Raw genomic sequence first — 25,156 nt, forward strand, 5'->3', positions numbered from 1 at the left:
AAATTAATTAGACTCTAGATGGATTCTTCAGTCAACCTAGGATTGAATTATTTGGATTCGATATGTGTTTGATGAGTAGGAGTTAGCTATATGTTGTGTAAATTAAACCTAGATATTGGAGAAAAGGTTTTTCTATGATGTTTATTTACTCCTAGTTTTTTAATTGCCTTTAAATGTTGCTTAGTCCCATATCCAAAATTTTGCTCCCAACCATATCCCTTATTTTTGATTGCCAATGTAGTTATAAATTTATCTCTAGCCACCTTAGCTATGATGGATGCCGCAGAAATAGAAGCAATTTTTTGATCTCCTTTAATTACAGCTTTTAAATTATAATTTTTTAAATTAGGAACTTTGTTTCCATCTATCAAAACTTGTGTTGGTTTTTTTTTAAGTTTTTTAATTGCTCTTTTCATAGCAAGTAAACTTGCTTGTAGGATATTGATTTTATCTATTTCTTTAACTGATGCTTTACTAATAACCCAGATAGAATTTTTTTTGATATATTTTGATAATAATTTTCTTTTATCTTTAGAAATAGCCTTAGAGTCTTTTAATAATTTTTTATCAATTTTTTTATTTAATATTACTGCTGCTGCATATACTGGACCAATTAAACTTCCTCTTCCAACTTCATCTACACCAGCTACAATTTTCATCTAAATTATTATAAAGTGATAAATTAATAACCCAACTAAAACTCCTTTTATAAAAGATATCCAAAGCAAACCATAATTTGAAATATTAAATATCTTTTTATATCCTGAAATTAAGTTTTTATGTTTTTCAATCATATAAAATTAAATGATAATCTTCATTTCATCAATTTTTTGTTTAATTTTTTTTAAATCTTCCCAAGAATATTTTTTATTTTCTGGAAATCTAATTAGATAAGACGGATTATAAGATATCATTAAGGGATAGGATTTATTCTTTAATATTGTTTCTTTCCATTTTCCTCTTTCAGATGATATCTTGCTATTAATACCTGTTACAGCTTCCATAGCTGAGCTACCCATTAAAATAATAATTTTAGGATCAATAATTGAGATATGTTCTTTTAAGAAAATAGAGTATCTTCTAATTTCTTGGGCAGTAGGCTTTCGATCTTCAGGAGGTCTAAAATTTATTGCATAACAGCAATAAATACTTTGTCTTTTAATTTCAATTGCAAGTAGCATTTTATTTAATAATTCTCCTACCTCACCTTTAAATGTAGTGCTGGTTTTATCTTCTTCAGCTCCTGGAGCTTCTCCAATCAACATTATTGGACTATTTATGTTTCCATCTCCGAGAATAAGATTTTCCGAATTTGCTTTTAAATTACAATTTTCGATTGAATTAATTTGCTTTTTTAAATTTTCTAGAAGTTCAGCTTTATTAGTTTGATCATTATCATTACTATTTTCAATATAATTAAATCTGTTTATCGGCTTATTTTTAAATACAAAATTTGGCTCTATAGTATCTAATAATTGTTCGTCTAATTTGCCTTTTTGATTTATCACTTTTTTAATCATACAATGATTTAATGTTTAACAAACTAATAAAAATAATAGTTATTTTAGGATTATTCTATCAGACCCCTTTATATTCTAAAAGCGCTAGTTTTAATGAATTTAATTCAAGAGATTTATCAAATTATTTTTCAGGAATTATTGCGTTTGAAAATAAAAATAATTCTGATGCGTTAAAATTTTTTAATGCATCCAAGGTGCTTCTTAACAAGCATAATACATATTTAAAACGGTATACTTACTCTTTAGTTTTAGAAAATAAAGTTGCTCAGGCAATTAATGCAATCAAAAATAGTAGTAATGATAAAAATTTAGATTTTTTTGAAGCTTATCTACTTTTAATAGCAGATAGTTTAAAAAAGAGTAATTTTAATCAAGCAGAAAAATATTTAAATCTAAGTTTACAATTTCAAAATGAAAATAGACTTAATTTTGTAATATCAGAGTCATTAAGACGATATCTTTACACTTTTAAAAATAAAAAAACTTTATTTAACAAAAAAAATTTTGGTAATATCTCAATTATCAATCAAGCATTTCAAAGGTGTTATTTAAAAAATGAGAATACTAGATCATCTTTTTTGAACTTAATAAATAATCCTGATGGTGATTATTCAAGATACATATTTTTTTATATCAATTATTTGATTGAAAATAATCAAATTGACGAAGCTAAAGCAGTAACCGATCAGCTTGAGTATATAAATTCTACACTTCTTTTGTCTCAAACTAAAAGCTGGGTGGAAAATAGAAATTTAAAAGAATTTGGAAAAATTTTTTCATGCAATAATCATAACGATATTATTAGTGAGTTTTTATTTTTAATCTCTAATCTGCACTCATCCCAAGAAGATATTGAAAAATCTAATTTCTATTTAAATCTTTCAAATTATTTAAATCCAAAATTTGTTTTAAATTCAACACTTATAGCTGAAAACTTTTACCTCAATGAGGAATATGAAAAGGTTAAAAAAATATTAAAAAATTTTGATAAAAAATATGAATTTTATTACTGGTTTAGAGTTAAAAAAGAAGCTCAAATAATTATTAAAGATAAGGGCTATGATGAAGGAATAGAGTATTTAAGTTTAAAATTCAGTAAAATAAAAAATCCAAATAAGAGAATAATTTTTGATGTTGCTAATTTTTACAAAAATTCAAAAAATTATGAAAAAGCAATCGATTATTATACCAAAATTATCTCAACTTTGGATGATAGCTCAGAGATTAAATCAGATTTATTATATAGAAGAGGTGGTAGTTACGAACGGTTAGGTGATTATCAAAAAGCAGATGAAGATTTAAAATATTCATTAAAAATTTACCCAGATGATGCTTATGTTTTAAATTATTTGGCATATTCATGGTTGGAACGTGATTATAAAGTTGATGAAGCAATGGAAATGTTAAAAAAAGCATATGCTTTAAGAAGTAATGATCCTTATATTACAGACTCAATAGGATGGGCATATTATTTAATTGGAAATTATACTGAAGCAGAAAAATACATTAAAAAAGCAGTTGAACTAATGCCTGAAGATCCAACGGTTAATGATCATTATGGTGATATTTTATGGAAATTAAACAGAAATATTCAGGCAAGATATTTTTGGAACTATGTCTTGAGATTAGATGATTCAGATGAAGAAATTAAAAAAAAGATAAATATAAAAATTATAGAAGGTCTCAATAATTCTTAATGAAAACAAATGAATTAAAATCATTTGCTAAAATTAACTTAGCTTTACATGTTACTGGTAAGTTAAAAAAACTTCATAAAATTGAGAGTATTGTGAAGTTTATAGAGTTACATGACTTAATCTCTATAAAAAAAATTAATAGCGATAAACACAAGGTTTCTTTTAATGGCAATTTTTCTAAGAATATAAAAAAAGATAATACGGTTAATAAATTATTTAAAATTTTAGAAAAAAACAAAATATTAAATAATCAAAAATTTCAAGTTAAGATTAAAAAAAATATTCCACAAGAAGCAGGTCTTGGAGGTGGATCAATGAATGCCGCTACAATTTTAAATTATCTAATTAAAAAAAACTTTATTAAAATTGCTCAAAAAAAAATTTTACAAATTACAAATTTAATTGGTTCTGATGTAATTTTGGGTATAAATCCAACAACTACTATCTTGTCATCAAATGGAGCTGTAAAAAGATTTTTAAAGACTTCTAGTTTTTATACTTTATTAGTGCGTCCAAATTTTGGTTGTTCTACAAAAGAGATTTATTCAAGAGTAAAAAAAATTACGAATTCTAAATTTAATAATCCAAAAAAATTAATGTTTAATGCTGAGTACTTGTCGAGACAAGAAAATGCCTTGGAAGGAGCCGCATTTTTTAGATACCCAAAACTTAAAAAGATTAAATCTTTTTTAGAAAATTTAAAAAATCCATTATTTGTAAGAATGACAGGTTCGGGCTCAGTAATAATTGCGTATTACCAGTCAAAAAAAGATAGTGAAATGGCAAAAGTTCAATTTAAAAGGAAATATAAAAATTATTGGTGCAATACATCAAAAACTATATAATTTTTTTTTTTTGTGATATATGAAATAAATATTGGCCCATGGTGAAGTGGTATCACATCTGTTTTTGGTACAGAGATCCGAGGTTCGAATCCTTGTGGGCCAGCCATATATGAATAACTTATTAGATAGAATTTTTTTTAGATCAAAAAACCTTGATTATATAAGTCAAAATCTAAAAGATATAACCAATCAGACGCCTGCCAATAAAATCTTTGAAGCTATTAATAACTATTCAAAAAGTAGTGAGGTTAGATATGTTGGTGGCTGTATTAGGAAGGTTATAAAAAAAGAAACTGTTGATGATATTGATCTGGCAACAAATTTAAAACCTGATGAAGTTTGTGAGGCTTTAAAAAATAAAGATATCAATTTTTATGAAACTGGCATTGATCATGGAACAGTAACCGCAATAATTGATAAATATAGATACGAAATTACCTCATTAAGAAAAGATATTAAAACAGACGGAAGACATGCAAAAGTTCAATTTTCTTTAGACTGGAAAGAGGATGCTGCAAGAAGAGATTTTTCAATTAATTCAATTTATTCAGATGGAGAAGGAAATTTATTTGATCCAAATAATGGAAAAAAAGACTTAGATGAAGGTTCAATTAATTTTATTGGAGATACTGAAGATAGAATTAAAGAAGATTACTTAAGAATACTTAGATACATTCGTTTTTTTATAAATTATTCAGACAACAAGCACAGACCAGAAACAATTAAAATTATAAAAAGAAATATTGATGGAATATCGAAACTATCAAGTGAAAGATTGTTAGATGAATTCAAAAAATTAACAAAATCTAATGGTTTTATAAAGTTATTTAAAGATAAAGAAAGTTTAGAGCTTATAGAAATTATATTTCCACAATTAAAAAATTTAGAAAGATTTAAAAAATTAAACTCTTACGCAAATGATAATTTATTAAAAATTGATTTTATTTTTTTATTATCACTTATGATTATTGATGAAACTGACAATACTGACTATTTTTTTTATAAATTTAATATTTCTAAAAAAGATCAAAAGAGATTAAAATTAATTAATCTCTTTTATAAAGAAAAAATTACTATCAAGAATTTTACAGAAAAAAATTTAAATAAGATTTTTTATTTTAACGGCAAACAGGCTGTATGTGATATTATTAATTTTAAGTTATTTACATCAAGTAAAGTAGAAAAAAAACTGATTAAATTAATGAAAACTTATCAAGATAAAGTAATTCCAACTATACCTGTAGAAGCTAATCTACTTATGAATAAATATAATATTCCTGAAGGCAAAATATTAGGCAGTAAACTAAAAATGATTGAAGAAATTTGGGTAAGTAATAATTTTAATATCTCTGATAAACAAGTCGAAAAAATTGCTAAAAGTTAGATATATTTAACATCTTTTATTTCAAAATTTTTAACTCCAGCAGGAGTTTTAATTTCTACTAAATCGTTTTTGTTTTTACCTATTAGTCCTTTACCTATTGGGGACTGGAAGAAGATTAATTTTTGTTTTAAATCAGCCTCATCTTTTCCAACTATTTTGTAGCTAATTTTTTCTCCATTATCCAAATTTTCTAAAAATACAGTAGAGCCAAAAATTATTTTGCCCTCATTATTTAATTTTGTAACATCTATGACATTAGCTCTTGCAATAATATCATTGATTTCTGTTATTCTTCCTTCGCTATGAGATTGTTCCTCTTTAGCGGCATGATATTCTGCATTTTCTTTGAGATCTCCATGTGATCTCGCCTCTGCAATTGCAGCTACAATTTCTGGCCTCTTTTTTTCTTTTAAAAAAACCAATTCTTCTTTCAGCTTTTCCAAACCGCTCAATGTTATTGGTTCTTTATCCATTTTTTATTTCCACTTAGCTATTGGAGGTAATGACATCAATATACCTTCTACGTTTCCACCTGTTTGTAAGCCAAATTTTGTACCTCTATCATATAATAAATTAAACTCAGCGTATCTTCCTCTTTTAATATACTGCATCTCTTTATCTTTTAAAGCCCATTTTTTGTTAATATTTTTTTTAATAATATTATTGAATATCATTTGAAATGTTACCCCAACATCTCTTACAAATTTGAAGTCTCTTTCAAAATTATCTTTCTTGTAATCAAAAAAAATTCCGCCAATTCCTCTTGCTTCATTTCTATGTGGTAGATAGAAATATTTATCACACCATTCTTTATATCTTTTATAATAAGTCTTATTATGACGATCACACATTTTTTTTAATGATAGATGAAAATTGTTTTCTTCTTTTTTATCTTTAATTGAAGGTGTTACATCCATTCCACCACCAAACCAATTTTGAGTTGTACAAATATATCTGGTATTAAAATGCATTGCAGGAATATGAGGATTTTGCATGTGCATCACTACAGAAACTCCAGAAGCCCAAAATCTTGGATCTTTGCTAGCTCCAGGAATATTTTTTTGAAATTTTTTTGGAAATTTTCCATAAACTTTTGAAAAATTTACTCCTACTTTTTCAAAAATTTTTCCATTTGTAATAATCCTATATTCACCACCACCCTCATCTTTTTTTTTGCTTCTTCGCCAAGAGGTAGATTTAAATTTTGTTTTATTTTTTTCTAGTCTGCTAATGTCATCGCAGATTGCATCTTGAATTAGCTTAAACCAATTACTTGCCAGGTCTTTTTTAATTTCAATATCCATTTTATAATAATTCAGTTTGTCTTAAGCTTTCTGCTAACACAATTGCTACAGAGGTTGCAATATTTAGTGATCTAGCATTTTCGTACATGGGTATTTGAAGACGGTCATTAATTGATTGGTGAATTCTTTCTGGTACGCCGGCACTTTCTCTACCAAATAGTATTGTGTCATTTTTTTCAAATTTAAACTTTAAATATGATATAGAAGCTTTTGTTGTCATTAGTATTATTCTATGATTCTTTTTTGCCTCAAAAAATTTATCTGCACTTTGATGTATCTTAATTTTGTCTAAATCCATGTAATCCATTACCACTCTTTTAAACCTTTTATCACTTAGATGAAAACCACATGGCTCGATAATTTCAAGTTTGGCTCCTAAACAAGCACATGTTCTAATTATTGCTGCTGTATTTTGAGGAATATCTGGCTCATATAGTGCAATTTTGGGTCTTAGAATTGTTGAATTCTGTGTCATTCTTTCAGTAGTAAAAATATTATTTTATATTATATGAATTCGTATATTAAGTATTTTTAAATCAATAATAGACAATATAAACAACTAAATCAGATGTCAGATAAAAAACCAGAAAGAAGAGATTTTTTATTTACTGCCTCATATGCCGTAGGAGCAGTAGGTGTGGCTGCAGTTGTTTGGCCATTAGTTGACCAAATGAATCCTGATGCTTCAGTTAAGGCACTAGCAAGCACAGAAGTTGATGTAAGCTCTGTTAAACCTGGAAATACAATTACTGTACTTTGGAGAGGAAAACCAGTTTTTATCAGAAGAAGAACTAATGAAGAAATTTCAGAAGCAAAATCAGTCAAAATGGAAGATCTGAAACATCCAGAAAAAGATGAGGATAGAGCTAAAGATCCTGAATGGTTAGTAATGCTTGGTGTTTGTACCCATTTAGGCTGTGTACCATTAAATGATAAAGGTGATTACGATGGTTGGTTTTGCCCGTGTCATGGTTCACATTATGATACATCGGGTAGAATTAGAAAAGGCCCCGCACCTTTGAACATGGAAGTTCCAAAATACGAATTTGTTAATGCTAATACAATTAAAATTGGATAATTAATATTATGAGTGATCACGAATATACACCTACATCAAAAGTTGGAAAATGGTTTAATGATAGACTTCCACTTTTAACTTTAGCAAATCACTTAACGGATTATCCTACCCCCAAAAATTTGAACTACTGGTGGACGTTTGGTGGGATTTTAACTTTTTGTTTAATAACTCAGATTGTAACTGGTTTAACACTTGCAATGCATTACATAGCTCATGCTGATATGGCCTTTGAAAGTGTTGAGCATATCATGAGAGACGTGAACTATGGTTGGCTAATCAGATATATTCATGCAAATGGTGCTTCAATGTTTTTTTTAGCAGTCTATATTCATATATTTAGATCTTTATTTTATGGATCTTACAAATCTCCACGAGAAATTATTTGGATAATTGGAATTATTATTTATTTGTTGATGATGGCAGCCGCATTCATGGGCTACGTGTTACCGTGGGGTCAAATGAGTTTCTGGGGAGCGACAGTTATCACAAATTTATTTAGTGCAATCCCATTAGTGGGTGAGGGAATTGTTACTTGGTTATGGGGTGGTTATTCTGTAGACAATCCTACTTTAACTAGATTTTTTACACTTCATTATTTAATTCCTTTTTTAATTTTGGGATTAGTAGTTTTGCATATTTGGGCTCTACATGTTCCTGGAAATAACAACCCAGTTGGAATTGATATAAAGAAACCTTCAAAGGATACAGTACCGTTCCATCCATACATTGTTATTAAAGATGGATTTGCATTACTGATGTTTATGATCGTTTTTGCTTTTTTTGTTTTTTATTCACCAAATATTTTAGGTCATGCTGATAATTATATTGAAGCTAATCCAATGGTAACCCCAGCTCATATTGTTCCAGAATGGTATCTTTTACCTTTTTACGCGATATTAAGATCTGTGCCTGACAAATTACTCGGAGTTGTTGCAATGCTTTCAGCTATTTTAATTTTAGCAGTTCTACCTTGGTTAGATACTTCAAAAATAAGATCTGCAGTATTTAGACCATTATATAAACAGTTTTACTGGATACTTGTAGCTGACGTTTTGATTTTAGGATACATGGGAGCTATGCCTGCTGAAGGGCTTTATTTATTAATTGCCAGAGTTGCAACTGCATATTATTTTCTTCATTTCTTACTAATTTTACCAGTATTAGGATTTAAAGAGAAAACATTGCCTATTCCATTAAGTATAACCGAACCTGTTCTTGGAGGCTCCCCTAATTTGGCAATGGCTAAAAATAAAGAAAGAATAGATAAATAAAGTGAAGAATTTAATTAAATTATTTTCAATTCTAGTCTTATTTTTTTTTACAGTTACTCAATCACAATCAGCTGAAAAAGTTGATTATTTAAAAACTGATTGGAGCTTTAAGGGACTTTTTGGTAAATTTGATAGAGGCTCGCTTCAAAGAGGTTATCAAGTTTATACTGAAGTCTGCGCTTCTTGTCACTCAATGAAATATCTAAGTTATAGAAATTTACGAGAAAAGGGTGGACCAGAGTTCTCAGAAGCTGAAGTCAAAGCTATAGCAGCTTCATTTGAAGTAATAGATGGGCCAAATGCTGATGGTGAAATGTTTGAAAGACCTGCAAAATTGTCTGATAAATTTGTAATGCCATATGAAAATGTCAAAGCAGCTCAAGCTGCGAACGGCGGTGCTTATCCACCTGATATGTCAGTTCTAGTTAAAGCTAGAGGTGGTGGAGTAGATTATATTTATTCTTTGCTTCAAGGTTATGAAGATGCACCAAGTGGAATGACTTTAGATGAAGGTGTTCATTATAATAAATATATGTATGGAAACAAAATCAAGATGTCAGCTCCACTTTCAGATGATCTGATAGAATATGGAGATGGCACAAAAGCAACAGTTGAACAAATGTCAAAAGATGTGACGACATTTTTGATGTGGGCAGCAGAGCCACATTTAGAGGCTAGACATCAAATGGGCTTTAAAGCAATTGTTTATTTAATTATTTTAACCGTCTTAGTTTATTTCAGTATGAAAAAAATATGGTCACGTGTTGAATCTGAAGTTTAATACATCACCATCTTTAACTATATAATCTTTACCTTCTAATCTCATTTTCCCATTAGTCTTTGAATTGACCCATCCATCATTTTCTACAAAATCTTCATAGGAAACTGTTTCTGCTCTTATAAAACCCTTTTCAAAATCAGTATGAATTTCACCAGCAGCTTTAGGAGCTGTACAGTTTTTTTGAATAGTCCATGCTCTTGTTTCTTCTGGACCAGATGTAAAATAGGTATCTAATTCTAAAATTTTATATCCTTTCTGGATTAGCATATTTAATCCAGTTTCTTTCAAACCAATCATTTCCATATAATTCTTTCTCTCTGACGACTCCAATTCATTAATTTGATTTTCTATATCAGCAGATACAATTAGAGTATTTTTCTCACCAAATTTTTCCATAAAATATTTTGTATATTGATTGCCTTCCCGAACACTTTGTTCATCTACATTACATACAAATATTTTTGGTTTTATTGATAATAAACCACTTTGATTAAGTTGTTTGCTCTCAAATTGAGATTTTAGAATTGAAATATCCTTATCATTATTAATACAATCTAGTGCCACTTCTAATATCTTCAATTGATCTTCATCAACATTTTTTTTATTGTTTTTTTCCAATCTTTTTTGAATTGACTCTAAGTCAGCTAGCATCATTTCAGTCTCAATAATTTCTAAATCTCTGATCGGATCTACTGTTGGATTGACATTTTGAATATCATCAGAGTCAAAACATCTTATCATATGAATAATTGCATCCACTTCCCTAATATGTGACAAAAACTTATTACCTAATCCTTCACCTTTTGATGCTCCCTTTACTAATCCAGCAATATCTACAAATGAAATAGTGGTGTTAATAATTTTTTTTGATTTTGAAACTCTAGATAAATTATCTAATCTTTCATCAGGTACTGGAACAACCCCAACATTTGGGTCAATCGTGCAGAAAGGGAAATTTGCTGCTTGAGCCTTACTTGAATTTGTTAAAGCATTGAATAGTGTAGATTTACCAACATTGGGCAAACCAACAATACCACATTTAAAGCTCATTATTTGTTGTTATTTACTGTGCTTGAAAATAGATCTAATTTTTTTTCAACTAATAATGAAATTGAGTCATTGATATGATTTGAGATTTTTTCTATACCAGCTAATTCTTCCTCTTCAAAATTTTGCAGAACAAAATCTCCTATATCTATATTTTCTTTTGGTTTACCGATGCCAATTCTTACTCGAGAATAATCTTTACCTATAAATTTATCAATTGATGCAATCCCATTATGTCCTGCACTTGATCCACCAAATTTTGCTTTAATTTTTCCAAATTCTACATCCAAATCATCATGAAAAACAATCACATCTTCCGCATCAATTTTGAAATATTCAATAAGCTCTCTAATACAGATTCCTGAATTATTCATAAACGTTAGAGGTTTGATAGCGTAGATTTTTTGATCGCTAACATTGCCAGTTGTAAGTAGTCCTTTAAATTTTGGTTTTTGTTTTGATAAGCCAAATTTTTTATTGATTGAGTCTATAATTTTAAAACCTACATTATGTCTATTATTTTCGCTATCAGGAGTTGGGTTGCCTAAGCCTACGAATAAAAGCATATTTTTTTAATGGATAGTATTTCTAACTTTGGCAGTTTATTTTTTTTCTTCAGCAGCTTTCTTATCTTCACCCTCTGCTGCTGGTTTTTCACCCTCTGCTGCTGGTTTTTCACCATCTGCTGCTGCTTCTGCTCCTGCTTCTCCTTCTGCAGCTTCTGCTTCAGCAGGTTTTTCAGGCTCTTTCATTACTGTTGGAGCAGCCAATGTTGCAATAACAAAATCTCTTCCTCTAATTGTTGGAGCTACATCAGTCTCTAAATTGATTGATGATATTTTAAAACTTTCACCAATGTCAACTCCATCCAGATCTATAACTAGACTTTCAGGAATTTTTTCACTTGGGCATCTTAATTCTACTTTTCTTCTTACTATATTTAAAACTCCACCTCTCTTTAAACCTGGAGATTTCTCATGATTAATAAATTTGACAGGCACTTCAATTCTTATTTTTACACCTGAAACAACTCTTAAAAAATCTACATGGATTGGTTCATCAGAAATAATATGGTATTTAATTTCTCTTGGAAGAACATTTTGAGGTTTACCATCAACATTTAAAGTAACTATATTGGATAGAAAATTTTCTTTATCAATTAAAGACTTTAACAACTTTTTAGAAATAGATATAGTTTCATTTTGTGCTTCACCACCATAAATTACTGCTGGCACATTTCCATTTTTTCTAAGTGAGCTTAACTCTCCTTTGGTTTTTGTATTCCTAATGTTTGCGTCTAATGAAATCATAAAATCATGGGTTTTTAGCCCAAGTTCTTTAATAACTCAAGGTAATTATTTAAATAAATCTGAAACAGATGTTGAATTTGATATCCTTTTGATTGCTTCACCCATTAAGGCTGAAATTGGCAGAACCTCAATGTTTTTAGCACCTTTAATTTTATTACTGTTATCAATTGTATCGGTAATTACCAAATTTTTGATTACAGAATTTTTAATTTTTTTCACAGCCTCACCACTTAGTACCCCATGCGTTATATAAACGTAAACTTCTTTTGCGCCTCTATCTTTAAGTGCTTTTGCTGCGTTTACTATTGTTCCACCTGAGTCAATAATATCATCTACAATTACACAAGTTTTACCTTTAACATCTCCTATCACATTCATAACCTGTGATTGACCTGGTTTTGGTCTTCTTTTATCAACTATTGCAAGCCCCACATTTAAAAGTTTTCCTAGAGCTCTAGCTCTTTCAGTGCCACCAACATCAGGTGCAACACAAATGATGTTTTTATTTTTTATTTTTTTCTTTGCATGTCTTGCAAATATCGGTGTTGCAAATAAGTTATCAACTGGAATATCAAAAAAACCTTGAATTTGACCAGCATGTAAATCGACTGTCACAACTCTATCTGCACCAGCTTTGGTAATTAGATTTGATACAAGTTTTGCAGAGATAGAGGTTCTTGGGACAACTTTTCTGTCTTGTCTTGCATATCCAAAGTAAGGAATAACGGCTGTAATATTTTTTGCAGATGATCTTTTTAATGCATCTATACAAAGTAAAAGTTCCATAAGATTATCATTAGCAGGTGATGAAACTGATTGAATAATAAAAATACTATTCCCTCTAATATTTTCATTAATCTCAACATAAATTTCTCCGTCAGAAAAGTTTCTAATACTGGAGTTCACCAATTTAGACTTTAAATATTTTGCAATATTTTTACTAAGAGGCTTGTTGCTATTACCGGATAATAATTTCATTAAAAACCTAATTAAGCATAATTATTGATATATTTCTACCATAATCATTATGTTTTAATTTTAAAGCTCTTCTTGCACTGAAAAATTTATTTTTTATATCAAATGTATCAATATTTAAAATATCTATATTTTTAATCTTAATTTTTTTTAGAGAACTATATATGTAATTAGTTAAATCAAAATATAATTTACTTTTTTTTTTCTTAAAAAATTTATAATTTTCTTTATCTTTTTTAATAAATTTTCTCTTAAAGTCTTGTTTAATTTCATAATTTTGTAAAGAAATAGAGGGACCTACAACGGCAGTAATATTTTCCAGTTCACAACCTTTTTTTATCATAAATTTAATTACTTTATTTATTATGCCTTTAAAAGCACCTTTCCAACCAGCATGTATTGCGGCTATCATCTTGATTTTATCATCATAAATTAATATTGGAGCGCAATCAGCAGTCAAAACAGCGATAGGGAGATTTCTTTGATTTGTAATTATAGCATCGGCTTTTGGTTTGTTTTTATTATTATATTTTTTATCAATAAATATGAAATTATTGCTGTGAACTTGATGAAGCAAAAAGATATTTTTTGCTTTATTGCTAATTTTTTTTCTTACTATCTGAAGGTTTTTTTTAACATTTATTTTATTATCTAATGAGCCAGGCCCACAGTTCAAACTCTTATAAATATTTTTAGATTGACCCCCAATGCTATTAAAAAAACCATGTTTAACATTTTTATCTCTTGTTAACTTCTTTGATCTAATCAATTTCAAAACCTGTTTTAAAATTATTATTACTCTTTTTTATTAACATTACTTTAAATAGTTCACCCATTTGTTTTTCATCTATAAGACGTCTAATTCTGTAAAATAAGTCTGATTTTTTTGAGAAAGGTATATTTTCACTTATTATTTCTGCTCTTTGTATAATCCCCATGCTTGTTAAAAATTTTTTTTGATTACTAATTATAGAATTTAAATCATCAAATTGGTCAATAAATCTTTTAAATAAATTGAAGTTAATATTATATGTTATGTCAGAGTCCCCAATATTTTCTAGTATATTCGAATATTTATGATTTTTGATAGCTTGCAGAGTTTCTTCCATCTTTAAATTTAAATAGCCATAATCAATTATTAATATACCACCGTCATTTTTTTTTATTAAACTAGAAATATCTTTTAAATATTCAAACGAACTTGGTGAATATTCAATAATTTCTTGATCTTTTGAAATGTCAAAGCTTAAGTCTTGCTCGATATTTTTGATATTTATTGGCTGTTCTTTAAATTCAGCTTTTTTTTCTGTTTTAAGATTAACAAATCTTTCAACCCATTCTCCTTCTCTTTTAAAAAATTGTTTAATTGGTAGTGCATCAAAAAATTCATTTGCTAAAAACACTGTTGGATATGAATTATTCATTTTTATATCATCTATCCAAGCTATTTTTTCAGATTTTAAATTTAATTGTTGTTTTTTTTTCATAAGCTCACTTTTTTCATGTATTTGAAAATTACAATTATTAAAACTTTCTGGGAAATTTTTTAATGTTTCAATAATAACTTTCATCATCTCCCCATTTCCGGCGCCGAGCTCCAATAAGTTAAATTTTTTTGGTGATCCAATACTTTTCCAAAAGGTCAACACCCATATTGCTATTATCTCCGAAAAGAGTCTTGTAATATTAGGGGCAGTGATAAAGTCACCTTCTTTGCCAAAAGGATTTTTTTTCATGTAATATCCGTTATCTTTGTCGTAGAGAGCAAATTCTATAAATTGATCTAAGGGTAAATCTTTTTTATTTGATTTCATTTTTAAGGTAAAAAAGAGTTATACCAGTCAAAGCAAACACCAAACTAATTATCTGACCCATTGTTAAATTTAAAAATAAATAGCCTATTTGCTCATCTGGTACTCTAAAAAATTCGACAAAGAATCTAAACAGAGAATAAAAAATTAAAAATAATCCTGAAATTAAACCAGGTTTTTTTAAATAATCTTTATTTATAAAATAAATTAATATTAAAAATAAAATTACCCCTTCTAAAATTGCTTCATATAGTTGTGAGGGGTGTCTTGATAAATTGTCTATTTTAATAAAAATAACTGACCAAGGTGCACTAGAAACCGTACCATATAGTTCTGAATTTATAAAATTAGCTAATCTTCCAAAGAATATTCCAACTGGCGCTACTAATGACACTTGGTCTAAATAAAAGAATGGATTTTGATTATTTTTTTTTGCAAAAATATAGCTTGAAGCAATTACACCAAGTAACCCACCATGAAATGACATTCCACCTTGCCAAATTTTAAAAATATCGAAAATATTATCTAAGTAATAAGAAAAGTTATAAAATATTATGTAGCCTATTCTGCCACCTAAAATAATTCCAATAATTAGGTAAGTGATATAGTCATCAAATTTTTCACTTATATCTGAGTTTTTGATAAATATTTTTTTGCATAAAACCCAACCAATAACAATCCCTAAAATGTAAGCTAAAGAATACCATCTAATTTCAAATGACATAATTTGAAAAGCAACTGGGTCAAAATTATTGATGAACATTTTAAATAATACTTATAATATATATCTTAAATATGAATAATTCTAAATTTATAATTAATAAACTTGGCAAACTTTTTGAACAAGGTATTATTTCCTCAAAAGATCTTAGTTCAGAGCTATTCAATATTTTAAAATCTAAAAGAGACGAAATTGTTTTTAAAATGAAGCTTGTTAGCAAAGATGAATTTGATGTATTATCTAAACGTGTAGAAAATTTGGAAAATAAAATAAAAAAATTTGAGACAAAGAAAAAAACTAAACGGGCAAATAAATCTTAACGCTTAATCCATTCATTTTAGATTTTCCTAGCATAATATTTCCACCATGAGATCTAACAATATCTGATGCTATAGATAGTCCAAGACCCACACTTGACTTCGACTCTGTTCTTCCTTTATCAATTTTATAGAAAGGTTTAAAAACATTATCATATTCTTTTTCTGGGATACCAGAGCCATCATCTTCGATCGAAATTAATAAATTAGTATTTTCTTTTAACAGTTTTACCTCAACTTTATTTGAGTATTTTAGCGCGTTATCAATTAGATTATTTAAACATCGATTAATTAAATTTTTTCTACCATTTATATAAGCTCTTGGTGACAAATCTTTTTGAATATTTTCATTATTATATTTACCAATAACATCCGCTATTAATTCTGATAAGTTAAACATTTCATCTTTTTCAACGTAAGATAAACTTGTAAATTGAAGATATTCATTAAGCATTTTTTCCATTTCATTAATATCTTCTGTTAATTTGTTAGCTAAATCTTTATCTTTGATGAAAGCAGTTTGTAGTTTCATCCTTGTAAGTGGAGTTCTTAAATCATGACTTATGCCAGAAAGCATCTCAGTTCTTTGATTTAAATGTCGAAGTATTCTTTTTCTCATTTTGTCAAACTCATGACCTGCCTGTCTTATTTCTAGTGCTCCAGAGGGTTTGAACTCTTCTATTTCCTCACCTTTGCCAAATCGTTCTGCTGCTCGCGCAAGGTTAGTAATTGGTCTAGTTTGATTTTTTAAAAATATTAGTGAAATTATTATCATTATTATTGCTGGAACAGTAATCCAGAGTGCAAATATTCTAGCTGATGAACTTGTTACTCTATCTCTGGGTACTAAAAATTTAAAGTATCCATCTTCATATTGAATTCTTATATCAATTAATTCTTTGTAGTTAGTAGTGTCAAACCAAAATTTACCATGATTAAAGTTTGATTTTAATTCTCTTCTCAAAGTTCGATCAATTGGACTAAATTTTCTCTCATTATACTCGCTGTTAAAATCTTTGTTAACAACGTGTTCTATGTTTAGATCCATAAAAAGAGAAAATAGATTTTTTAATTCTTCTTTATCTATTTTTTTTTTATCGTAAACTTCAACAAATAAATTTATTTCATTAATTAATGATCTGGTCATTCCTTTATTTGTCTTAATCCAAAGACTGTCAAAAAATACTATTGTTATAACTAATTGAAGAACCAACACAGGTACAGCAACAATTAGAAGAGCTCTATAAAATAATCTTTTAGGAAGTATATTTTTTAAAAAGTTACTCAATCCAGAGAACATACCCAGCACCTCTTATTGTTTGTAAAAATTTTGGATTCTTAGGATCAATTTCTATTTTTTTTCGTAATCTTGTGATAATTACGTCTATAGATCTCTCTTTATCAAGCTGAATTAATTGACCTATATCTTCTCTTGAAAATGTTTTACCAGGATTGTTAATCATTTTCTCTAAAATTATTTTTTCAGTATTGTTAATCTTAAATTCATTTTCATTTTTTAAGATTAAAAGTTTATTTAAATCTATTTTAATATTTGCAAATTTGATAATTCTGACTTGTTCAGTTTTTAAAGTTTTATCTAAAATATTTTTAATTCTTAAAATTAACTCTTTTGGTTCAAATGGTTTTGGCAAATAATCATCAGCTCCAGTCTCTAAACCCTCAACCCTTTCATTTGCTTCTCCTTTAGCAGTCAAAAGGATAATAGGAGTGCCTAACTTTTTTTTATGATCTTTAATAAATTCTAATCCACTCTTTCCTGGCATCATTATATCTAAAATTATTAAATCAAATTTAATAATACTAATTTTTTCTGATGCATCTTCAGAACTATCAGCAGTTGTGACCAAAAAATTATTTTCATTTAAGTATTTTTTTACTAAAGACCTTATTCCATCATCATCATCAACAACCAAGATATGAGCAATAAATTTATCCATTAATAATTTTACTTAATACATTATCAAAATTAATCACTTCCTCAGAACTTGAATTAAGTAATGCGTTATAAATCCTTTTTTTTTGTAAATCGAAAATTTCATTAAATATTTTTTTTCCTTTTTCATTCAAAAACACATGTTTCACTCTTGTATCCTGATCATCCTTTTTAAAAGTTACAATTTCTAATTTGATTAAATCTTTAAGCACTCTGTTTAGGCTTTGTTTTGTTACTTTTAATCGTTTTAAAAGCTCAGAAATAGAAATTCCTTGGTACATTGATAAAAGATGAATAACTTTATGGTGAGCTAAACCTATAGAATGTCTATCTAATATCTTTTTTGCATCTGAAAATGTTTCTCTATAGCTAACAAATAACTTTTCAATTAAATCTTTTAGTTGTTCGTCCTTTAAATATAAAAGTTCTTTCATTATAGGTAAGTTATATTGACATATTAAAGATACAAAGATAATTTTCATATATAATTAAAAAATTTTCATACATGGTACCCTACGATAAAAGAACTGGAAAAATTTGGTATAATAGTGAGCTAGTGGACTGGGCTGATGCTAAGATACATGTTTTAAATCATGGGCTTCACTATGCTAGCTGTGTTTTTGAAGGCGAACGAGTTTATGATGGTTCGATATTTAAATTAGAGGAACACACTTCAAGACTTTTTTATTCAGCAGAAATAATGGGAATGACGATTCCTTACTCTGAAAAGGAAATTAACGATGCCTGTAATAAAATTATTTCAGTTCAAAATGTAAAAAATGGTTATGTGAGACCTACGATTTGGAGAGGAAGTGAAATGATGGCAATTTCTGCACAACAAACAAAAATTCATGTTGCTATTGCTACTTGGGAATGGGGCTCTTATTTTGATCCGAAACTTAAAGTGGAGGGGATAAAACTGAATATTTCAAATTGGCGAAGACCTGCTCCAAATACAATACCGTGGGACACAAAAGCCTCAGGTCTTTATATGATCTGCACATTATCAAAACATGAAGCAGAAAAAGAAGGATACACAGATTCGTTAATGTTAGATCATGAGGGAAATGTTGCTGAAGCGACTGGAGCGAATATTTTTTTCAAAGATAAAAATGGAGAAATTCATACTCCTATTCCAGACTCTTTTTTAGATGGTATAACAAGAAGAACTGTTATCGAAATTGCAAAATCTAAAAATATTAAAGTCCATGAAAGAAAAATAAGCCCATCTGAACTCTCTAGTTTTGTAGGATGTTTTTTAACTGGTACAGCTGCAGAGGTAACGCCCGTATCTTGTATTGCAGAAAATCAATTTAAGGTATGTGAAACTATAATTGATTTGAATGAAAGTTATCAAGCTTTGGTAAGAAAGAAAAAAGCCGCTTAATCTTTGTTGTCCTCTGATATTGCGTGATCTATTCCTTTGCGCATATAATCGTAACCAGTAAAAAGAGTTAAAAATGCAGAAAGCCAAAGAAGTATAATGCCAATTGTTTGAGCATTATAATCTTGAAAGTTAATAATTTTATTTCCTGTATCTCCTGAAAGCAAAAAAGCAATTGATACCATTTGTAAAATAGTTTTTAATTTTGCAAGATTTGATACTGGAAGTTTTATTTGTCCTTTAGCCAAAAATTCTCTTAAACCAGAAATTAATATTTCTCGTGTAAGAATAATTATTGCAGCAATAACTTCATAGTGTCTAATGGTACCATCCATTACTAATAAGATTAATGCGGTAGCCACAATAATTTTATCTGCAATTGGGTCTAATAACTCTCCCAATTTAGACTCTTCTCCAAGCATACGTGCTAACATTCCATCTAAAAAATCAGTAAATGAGGCTACTATAAATAATATTAGTGCTGTTAAATCTCCATAAAAACCAGGAAGATAAAAGGCTAAAACAAAGAAGGGGACAATTATTATCCTTCCAATTGTTAATATGTTTGGAATTTTTTTAAGCATAATTATTCGTGAAAAAAGTTATATATCTTTTTTGCAACTTTTTCCTCAACACCTTCTACAGACTTTATTTCATCAAAACTAGCAGACTCAACAGATCTTGCAGATCCAAAATGGTTTAATAAAGCCCTTTTTCTGATAGCTCCTATACCCTCGATCTGATCCAATAATGATTTTGATAATCCTTTAGCCCTTTTCGCTCTATGAGAGGTAATTGCAAATCTATGTGCTTCGTCTCTAAGTCTTTGCATGAAGAATAAAGTTGGATCATTTTTTTCAAATTTATAGCTTTTACCATTGTAGAAAAATGTTTCATCTCCACTATTTCTCATTTTACCTTTTGCAATAGCAATCATTGGAAGATCATGAAGGCCCAATTCATCTAGTACTTCTTTTGCTGAGGAATATTGGCCTTTACCACCGTCAATTAGTATTAAATCTGGTAATGTTAAGTAATTTCCTTTTTCTAAAATTGCTCTTTTAAATCTTCTAGATAACACTTCTTTAAGCATAGCAAAGTCATCTTGTTCTGCACCTTTAGTCTTAATATCAAATTTTCGATATCTTTTTTTTACAAATCCTTCATTACCAAAAGTAACCATAGCACCAACACTATTAGTTCCTGAAATATGGCTGTTGTCATAAACTTCAACAAGATTGATGACATTTTTTAGATCAAATTTTTTAGCAACACCGTCAAATAAATTTTTATTATTATTTGTTTCATAAAGTTTTCTATTTAATGACTCTTTTGCATTTTTTTCAGCCATTGCCACAACTTTTGCTTTAGTACCTTTTTTAGCGGTATTGATGGAAATAGTATTTCCTTCTTTTTTACTTAAAGTTTCTTCTATTAGTTTCTTATCTTTAATATCACTATTGATAATAACTAATTTAGGAACAGTTTTATTCTCATAAAATTGCATTAAAAAAGACGTCATGATTTCTGAAATTTCTTGATCTGGATCATGTTTTGGAAAGTAAGCCTGGTTTCCCCAGTTTTGTTTTGATCTATAAAAAAATACTTGAATACAAGCTTTACCAGACTCTTTGTATCCAGCAATTACATCAGCATCAACTAGGTTTGCTTCATTAATTCTTTGTGACGATTGAATTATATTAAGAGATTTTATTCTATCTCTAAAAATTGAAGCTTTTTCAAAATCAAGTTCATCACTTGCTACTTCCATTTCTTTAGAAAGATTTTTTTGTATATCTCTTGATTTGCCCGATACGAACAGAATTGCTTGGTCTACAGTTTTTTTATAATCAAATTTATCTATGTAACCCACACAAGGACCTGAGCATCTCTTTATTTGATAAAGTATACAAGGTCTTTTTCTATTTTTAAAAGCTCCATCATCACATACTCTCAATTGAAATATTTTTTGGAGCATTTTAATAGTCCAATTAGCAGTTCCTGCAGATGCAAAAGGACCAAAGTAAAACCCTTCTTTTTCTTTTTTACCCCTATGCTTCATGACCCTAGGCCATTGTTCTTTTTCACCAATAAATATGAAAGGAAATGACTTATCGTCTTTAAGTAAAATATTAAACTTTGGTTTATGTTTTTTGATTAAATTAGCCTCTAAAAGTAAAGCTTCACTTTCATTTGCTGTAGTTGTGATCTCTAATTTAAAGGTTTGAGATAACATTCTTTCTGTTCGAATGATGTGATTTTTTTCAGCTACATAACTTTTTAATCTATTAGGAAGATTTTTAGCTTTACCAACATAAAGAATATCATCTTTATGATTTAGCATTCTATAAACACCAGGGCTTTTAGGAATTAGAGGAAGTTCTTTTTTAATTACTTCTTTTCCAAGTTCAGAGCTTTTCATGACTTCTTTTTTTGGTAATTTGAATACCAACAGAGGTGCATTCTTTTAAAATTTCAAGTTTTTCAATCTGCAACATTATTTTGCCAATACGTTTATCTCTAAATAAGACATCAAAAACATCTTCTGCAAGTGTCTCTAAAAAATTGTAATGCTTATTTTTAGTAAGTTTTTTGATTAATTTTACAACTTGTCCATAATTTACAATGGATTTGATATCTTTATCACTTGTTGGTTTTTTATCTTCGTAATCAATCTCTAAGCTAAATTTAACTTTTTGAGGTTTTTCTTTTTCAAAATCATAATATCCAAGTTTTAAATCTAAAGTTAATTCTTTGATTAGAATTTTTTTTTCATAGTTAAATAAACTTTTATTTTTATCTATTTTAACAATTTTTAAATTATTTTTTTTCATTCTTTACCTATTACATCTGGTGTTTGCCAATTAAGGTTTTGACCACTGTCAATTGCTAAAACTTGTCCTGTAATAGAGCTGTTTTTAATGAAAAAGTCAACTGCATTACAAATTTCATTTACATCTACCTGTTTCTTTAAAGGTGTCGCTAAGTACTGTTTTTTAAAGTGTTTATCACTTTGTCTTTTATTCTTAATTGTTGGACCTGGAGCAATTCCATTAACTCTAATTTTTGGAGCAAAGTTCATGGCACTTGTTTTGGTTAGAGTATAAAGACCAGTTTTACTTATTGTATAAGAAAAGAAATAAGGAGTAAGTTTGAATACTCTTTGATCTATAATGTTTATAATATTGTTATTTTTACCTTTAATGTTTTTAGAAAACTCTTTAGACAATAGAGCAGGTGTTCTTAAATTTGTTCTTAGGTGCCTTCCCCAGCTATCAGTGGTAAAGTCATCCAATCTATCGTTTTCAAAAAGAGATGCATTATTAATCAGGCAATCAAAATATTTTAATTTAGATTTTGCAAATTTAACTATTTTATTTACATCCATTTCTTTACTTAAATCTCCTTTAACCAAATAAATTTTAGTACCACTTTTCTCTAATTCTTTTTTTAAAGCTTCTGCTTTTGATTTGGATTTATTGTAATGGATTAATATTTCTTTTTTTGGACCAGATAATTTTCTTGCAATAGCAGCACCAATTCTGGTTGCTCCACCAGTAATAATTATTTTGTTTGCTTCCATTTTTTCTTACCCTTTTGTGCTCTTGTACCTGGAAGACCCATTGTTGATCTACCTTTAGGATACATTTTATTTTTTGAACTATATTTTTTTACCTTAGGATTTAAAGTAATTTCTAGTTCAGAGGCTTCAAGTTTTCTTATTTCATCTCTAATTTTAGCTGCTTCTTCAAATTCAAGGTTAGTTGCAGATTCTTTCATTCTTTTATTAAGGGCTTTTAGATGCTTCTTAAGATTGCCACCAATATTCTCATCGGTTCCAACTTTTACATAGTCTTTTTCATAAACACTCTCAAGAACATCCCCAATTCCTTTTTGGACACTTTTTGCAGTTATGTTATGTTTTTTATTGTAAGCTACTTGAATAGTTCTCCGTCTATCTGTTTCTTTGATTGCATTTTTGATACTTTTTGTTTCTTTATCAGCATAAAGAATAACTTTACCCTCAAGATTTCTTGCAGCTCTTCCAATAGTTTGAACTAAAGAAGTTTCAGATCTTAAAAAACCTTCTTTATCAGCATCCAAAATACCAACCAAAGCACATTCTGGAATATCAAGTCCTTCTCTAAGCAAGTTAATTCCAACTAGAACATCAAACACTCCAAGCCTTAGATCTCTCATGATCTCAATTCGTTCTAAAGTATCAATATCAGAGTGCATATATCTAACTTTGATGCCATTTTCATGAAGATATTCAGTTAGATCTTCAGCCATCTTTTTTGTTAAAGTAGTTACTAATACTCTAAAGTTATTGTTAATTACTTTTACACACTCGTGCATTAAATCATCTACTTGGTTTTTAGCTGGTCTAATCTCAACTGGTGGATCAATTAATCCTGTTGGTCTGATGATTTGCTCTACAAATTTATTTTTTGTTTGTTTTAGTTCCCAAGGTCCAGGTGTTGCTGATACAAAAACTGTTTGTGTTCTCATTGCATCCCATTCTTCAAATTTAAGAGGTCTATTGTCCATACAAGAAGGTAGTCTAAAACCATATTCTGCTAAATTACTTTTTCTAGATCTATCACCTTTGTACATTCCATTTAATTGAGGAACTGTTACATGGCATTCATCAACAAAAATTAAAGTATTATCTGGAAAGTATTCAAATAAGGTAGGAGGTGGTTCCCCTGGTTTTCTGCCTGATAAAAATCTAGAGTAGTTTTCAATACCAGCACAAGATCCAGTTGCTTCAATCATTTCTAAATCAAATTTAGTTCTTTCCTCTAATCTTTGTGCCTCAAGTAATTTATTTTGTTCTTTAAATTTTTTTAATGTTGCCTCTAACTCTCTTTTGATTTTAATTATTGCTTGCTCAATAGTTGGTTTTGGCGTGATGTAATGACTATTTGCATAAACTTTTATTACATTAAGTTCACTAACTAAGTCTCCTGTTAATGGATCAAACTCTTCTATCTTTTCTAATTTATCTCCAAATAAACTTAATCTCCAAGCACGGTCTTCTAAGTGAGATGGAAAAATTTCAAGGTATTCACCTCTAGCTCTAAAAGTTCCTCGATAAAAATTTTGATCATTTCTCTTGTACTGAAGTGCGACTAAAGATTTAATTAATTCTTCTCTGTTATAATCATAATTAGTTTTTAGGCTTAAAGTCATCTTACTGTAAGCTTCAACAGAACCTAAACCATATATACAAGAAACACTTGAAACAATAATAACATCATCACGTTCTAAAAGTGATCTTGTTGCTGAGTGACGCATTCGATCAATTTGCTCATTAATTGACGCTTCTTTTTCAATATAAGTGTCTGATCGTGGAACGTACGCTTCAGGAGTATAATAGTCATAGTAGGATACGAAATATTCAACAGCATTATCAGGAAAGAAAGATTTCATTTCTCCATAAAGTTGAGCTGCTAATGTTTTGTTGGGTGCAAGAATAAGCGCTGGTCTATTTGTTTTTTCAATAACTTGAGCCATTGTAAAAGTTTTTCCAGATCCAGTTACACCAAGTAAAACTTGGCTAAGTTGATCCTTGTTAGCACCATTTACCAACTGTTTTATAGCCTCAGGTTGATCACCTGCGGGCTTAAAATCAGTTTTCATCTGAAACTTTTTTCCACCCTCTAGTTTAGGGCTTATTGCAGGATTTTTATTCTGCACAGCTGTAATTAAATCTTGATAAGTGTTCTGCATTATTTATAAAACTATTAGATT

At 28.6% G+C, this 25,156-nt stretch carries 28 protein-coding genes and 1 tRNA gene; 9 read left to right on the forward strand and 20 right to left on the reverse strand.

Annotated features, from left to right (window positions below; translation table 11 throughout):
* Positions 1-86 precede the first annotated feature (86 nt).
* Together F754_RS0100710 and F754_RS0100720 are read right to left on the reverse strand one after the other, a co-directional pair.
* Positions 87-659 (reverse strand): ribonuclease HII, encoded by a 573-nt coding sequence (locus F754_RS0100710; protein ID WP_023648000.1) that lies wholly within the window; start codon positions 657-659, stop codon positions 87-89.
* A 141-nt stretch (positions 660-800) separates the two neighbouring features.
* Entirely contained in the window at positions 801-1,520 is a 720-nt protein-coding gene (locus tag F754_RS0100720; protein ID WP_027303408.1) for a uracil-DNA glycosylase, read from the reverse strand.
* 11 nt (positions 1,521-1,531) lie between these two features.
* Here F754_RS0100720 and F754_RS0100725 point away from each other — a divergent pair, with 11 nt between their 5' ends.
* From F754_RS0100725 to F754_RS0100740, 4 genes are all read left to right on the forward strand, one after another.
* Positions 1,532-3,217, forward strand: a complete 1,686-nt coding sequence (locus tag F754_RS0100725; RefSeq protein ID WP_023648001.1) for a tetratricopeptide repeat protein — start codon at positions 1,532-1,534, stop codon at positions 3,215-3,217.
* A complete protein-coding gene (locus F754_RS0100730; protein ID WP_023648002.1) occupies positions 3,217-4,062 on the forward strand; it encodes a 4-diphosphocytidyl-2C-methyl-D-erythritol kinase in 846 nt (281 codons plus the stop codon). The genes F754_RS0100725 and F754_RS0100730 overlap by 1 nt, the downstream gene beginning before the upstream one ends.
* A 32-nt stretch (positions 4,063-4,094) precedes the next feature.
* Positions 4,095-4,168 (forward strand) — tRNA-Gln (locus F754_RS0100735).
* A gap of 3 nt (positions 4,169-4,171) precedes the next feature.
* Positions 4,172-5,446: a CCA tRNA nucleotidyltransferase gene (locus F754_RS0100740; protein WP_023648003.1), complete on the forward strand. Its 1,275-nt coding sequence runs from the start codon at positions 4,172-4,174 to the stop codon at positions 5,444-5,446.
* On the opposite strand, the gene greA is transcribed toward F754_RS0100740, so the two are convergent.
* The 3 genes from greA to F754_RS0100755 are packed head-to-tail and all read right to left on the reverse strand — an operon-like array spanning position 5,443 to position 7,225.
* A complete protein-coding gene (greA, locus tag F754_RS0100745) occupies positions 5,443-5,919 on the reverse strand; it encodes a transcription elongation factor GreA (RefSeq protein WP_023648004.1) in 477 nt (158 codons plus the stop codon). The genes F754_RS0100740 and greA overlap by 4 nt on opposite strands.
* A gap of 3 nt (positions 5,920-5,922) precedes the next feature.
* Positions 5,923-6,750: an oxygen-dependent coproporphyrinogen oxidase gene (gene hemF, locus F754_RS0100750; protein ID WP_023648005.1), complete on the reverse strand. Its 828-nt coding sequence runs from the start codon at positions 6,748-6,750 to the stop codon at positions 5,923-5,925.
* A 1-nt stretch (position 6,751) separates the two neighbouring features.
* On the reverse strand, positions 6,752-7,225 hold the full coding sequence (locus tag F754_RS0100755) for a tRNA (cytidine(34)-2'-O)-methyltransferase (RefSeq protein ID WP_027303409.1): 474 nt from the start codon (positions 7,223-7,225) through the stop codon (positions 6,752-6,754).
* 93 nt (positions 7,226-7,318) lie between these two features.
* Here F754_RS0100755 and petA point away from each other — a divergent pair, with 93 nt between their 5' ends.
* The 3 genes from petA to F754_RS0100770 are packed head-to-tail and all read left to right on the forward strand — an operon-like array spanning position 7,319 to position 9,880.
* Entirely contained in the window at positions 7,319-7,828 is a 510-nt protein-coding gene (petA, locus tag F754_RS0100760) for a ubiquinol-cytochrome c reductase iron-sulfur subunit (protein WP_023648007.1), read from the forward strand.
* An 8-nt stretch (positions 7,829-7,836) separates the two neighbouring features.
* Positions 7,837-9,099 carry a cytochrome b N-terminal domain-containing protein gene (locus tag F754_RS0100765; protein ID WP_023648008.1) on the forward strand — a complete coding sequence of 421 codons (1,263 nt, stop codon included), beginning with the start codon at positions 7,837-7,839 and terminating at the stop codon, positions 9,097-9,099.
* Between the two features lies 1 nt (position 9,100).
* Positions 9,101-9,880 (forward strand): cytochrome c1, encoded by a 780-nt coding sequence (locus F754_RS0100770; RefSeq protein ID WP_023648009.1) that lies wholly within the window; start codon positions 9,101-9,103, stop codon positions 9,878-9,880.
* Here the strand turns inward: F754_RS0100770 and ychF are convergent.
* The 7 genes from ychF to F754_RS0100805 form a co-directional block, all read right to left on the reverse strand.
* Positions 9,857-10,930, reverse strand: coding sequence for a redox-regulated ATPase YchF (ychF, locus tag F754_RS0100775; RefSeq protein ID WP_023648010.1), 1,074 nt, complete (start codon positions 10,928-10,930; stop codon positions 9,857-9,859). The genes F754_RS0100770 and ychF overlap by 24 nt on opposite strands.
* A complete protein-coding gene (locus F754_RS0100780) occupies positions 10,930-11,493 on the reverse strand; it encodes an aminoacyl-tRNA hydrolase (RefSeq protein ID WP_023648011.1) in 564 nt (187 codons plus the stop codon). Before F754_RS0100780 ends, ychF begins: the two co-directional genes overlap by 1 nt.
* 36 nt (positions 11,494-11,529) lie before the next feature.
* Complete coding sequence (locus F754_RS0100785; protein WP_023648012.1) at positions 11,530-12,237, reverse strand: 50S ribosomal protein L25/general stress protein Ctc; 708 nt, start codon at positions 12,235-12,237, stop codon at positions 11,530-11,532.
* 45 nt (positions 12,238-12,282) lie between these two features.
* On the reverse strand, positions 12,283-13,215 hold the full coding sequence (locus F754_RS0100790; protein WP_023648013.1) for a ribose-phosphate pyrophosphokinase: 933 nt from the start codon (positions 13,213-13,215) through the stop codon (positions 12,283-12,285).
* A 7-nt stretch (positions 13,216-13,222) separates the two neighbouring features.
* Positions 13,223-13,981 carry a peptidoglycan editing factor PgeF gene (gene pgeF / locus F754_RS07705; protein WP_023648014.1) on the reverse strand — a complete coding sequence of 253 codons (759 nt, stop codon included), beginning with the start codon at positions 13,979-13,981 and terminating at the stop codon, positions 13,223-13,225.
* Positions 13,974-14,948 carry an SAM-dependent methyltransferase gene (locus F754_RS0100800; protein ID WP_023648015.1) on the reverse strand — a complete coding sequence of 325 codons (975 nt, stop codon included), beginning with the start codon at positions 14,946-14,948 and terminating at the stop codon, positions 13,974-13,976. The genes pgeF and F754_RS0100800 overlap by 8 nt, the downstream gene beginning before the upstream one ends.
* 64 nt (positions 14,949-15,012) lie before the next feature.
* Entirely contained in the window at positions 15,013-15,786 is a 774-nt protein-coding gene (locus F754_RS0100805; protein WP_023648016.1) for a prolipoprotein diacylglyceryl transferase, read from the reverse strand.
* Between the two features lie 32 nt (positions 15,787-15,818).
* Between F754_RS0100805 and F754_RS0100810 the strand changes: the two genes are divergently transcribed.
* Entirely contained in the window at positions 15,819-16,064 is a 246-nt protein-coding gene (locus tag F754_RS0100810; RefSeq protein ID WP_023648017.1) for a hypothetical protein, read from the forward strand.
* Here F754_RS0100810 and F754_RS0100815 read toward each other — a convergent pair.
* From F754_RS0100815 to F754_RS0100825, 3 genes are read right to left on the reverse strand one after another with little or no spacing between them, the layout of a single operon-like run.
* On the reverse strand, positions 16,042-17,361 hold the full coding sequence (locus tag F754_RS0100815; protein WP_023648018.1) for an ATP-binding protein: 1,320 nt from the start codon (positions 17,359-17,361) through the stop codon (positions 16,042-16,044). The genes F754_RS0100810 and F754_RS0100815 overlap by 23 nt on opposite strands.
* A complete protein-coding gene (locus tag F754_RS0100820) occupies positions 17,342-18,019 on the reverse strand; it encodes a response regulator transcription factor (RefSeq protein WP_023648019.1) in 678 nt (225 codons plus the stop codon). The genes F754_RS0100815 and F754_RS0100820 overlap by 20 nt, the downstream gene beginning before the upstream one ends.
* Positions 18,012-18,449 (reverse strand): MarR family transcriptional regulator, encoded by a 438-nt coding sequence (locus F754_RS0100825; RefSeq protein ID WP_023648020.1) that lies wholly within the window; start codon positions 18,447-18,449, stop codon positions 18,012-18,014. Before F754_RS0100825 ends, F754_RS0100820 begins: the two co-directional genes overlap by 8 nt.
* A 71-nt stretch (positions 18,450-18,520) precedes the next feature.
* Here F754_RS0100825 and F754_RS0100830 point away from each other — a divergent pair, with 71 nt between their 5' ends.
* Positions 18,521-19,402 carry a branched-chain amino acid aminotransferase gene (locus tag F754_RS0100830; protein WP_023648021.1) on the forward strand — a complete coding sequence of 294 codons (882 nt, stop codon included), beginning with the start codon at positions 18,521-18,523 and terminating at the stop codon, positions 19,400-19,402.
* Here the strand turns inward: F754_RS0100830 and pgsA are convergent.
* The 5 genes from pgsA to uvrB are packed head-to-tail and all read right to left on the reverse strand — an operon-like array spanning position 19,399 to position 25,135.
* Positions 19,399-19,983, reverse strand: a complete 585-nt coding sequence (gene pgsA / locus F754_RS0100835; protein WP_023648022.1) for a CDP-diacylglycerol--glycerol-3-phosphate 3-phosphatidyltransferase — start codon at positions 19,981-19,983, stop codon at positions 19,399-19,401. The genes F754_RS0100830 and pgsA overlap by 4 nt on opposite strands.
* A 2-nt stretch (positions 19,984-19,985) precedes the next feature.
* A complete protein-coding gene (gene uvrC, locus F754_RS0100840) occupies positions 19,986-21,821 on the reverse strand; it encodes an excinuclease ABC subunit UvrC (protein ID WP_023648023.1) in 1,836 nt (611 codons plus the stop codon).
* Positions 21,808-22,233, reverse strand: coding sequence for a dihydroneopterin aldolase (locus F754_RS0100845; RefSeq protein WP_023648024.1), 426 nt, complete (start codon positions 22,231-22,233; stop codon positions 21,808-21,810). The genes uvrC and F754_RS0100845 overlap by 14 nt, the downstream gene beginning before the upstream one ends.
* Complete coding sequence (locus tag F754_RS0100850; protein WP_023648025.1) at positions 22,230-22,982, reverse strand: SDR family oxidoreductase; 753 nt, start codon at positions 22,980-22,982, stop codon at positions 22,230-22,232. The genes F754_RS0100845 and F754_RS0100850 overlap by 4 nt, the downstream gene beginning before the upstream one ends.
* Positions 22,964-25,135 (reverse strand): excinuclease ABC subunit UvrB, encoded by a 2,172-nt coding sequence (gene uvrB, locus F754_RS0100855; protein WP_023648026.1) that lies wholly within the window; start codon positions 25,133-25,135, stop codon positions 22,964-22,966. The genes F754_RS0100850 and uvrB overlap by 19 nt, the downstream gene beginning before the upstream one ends.
* Between the last annotated feature and the right edge of the window lie 21 nt (positions 25,136-25,156).

It is taken from the genome of Candidatus Pelagibacter ubique HTCC8051 (genome assembly GCF_000472605.1).
Classification (GTDB): Bacteria; Pseudomonadota; Alphaproteobacteria; order Pelagibacterales; family Pelagibacteraceae; genus Pelagibacter; species Pelagibacter communis_B.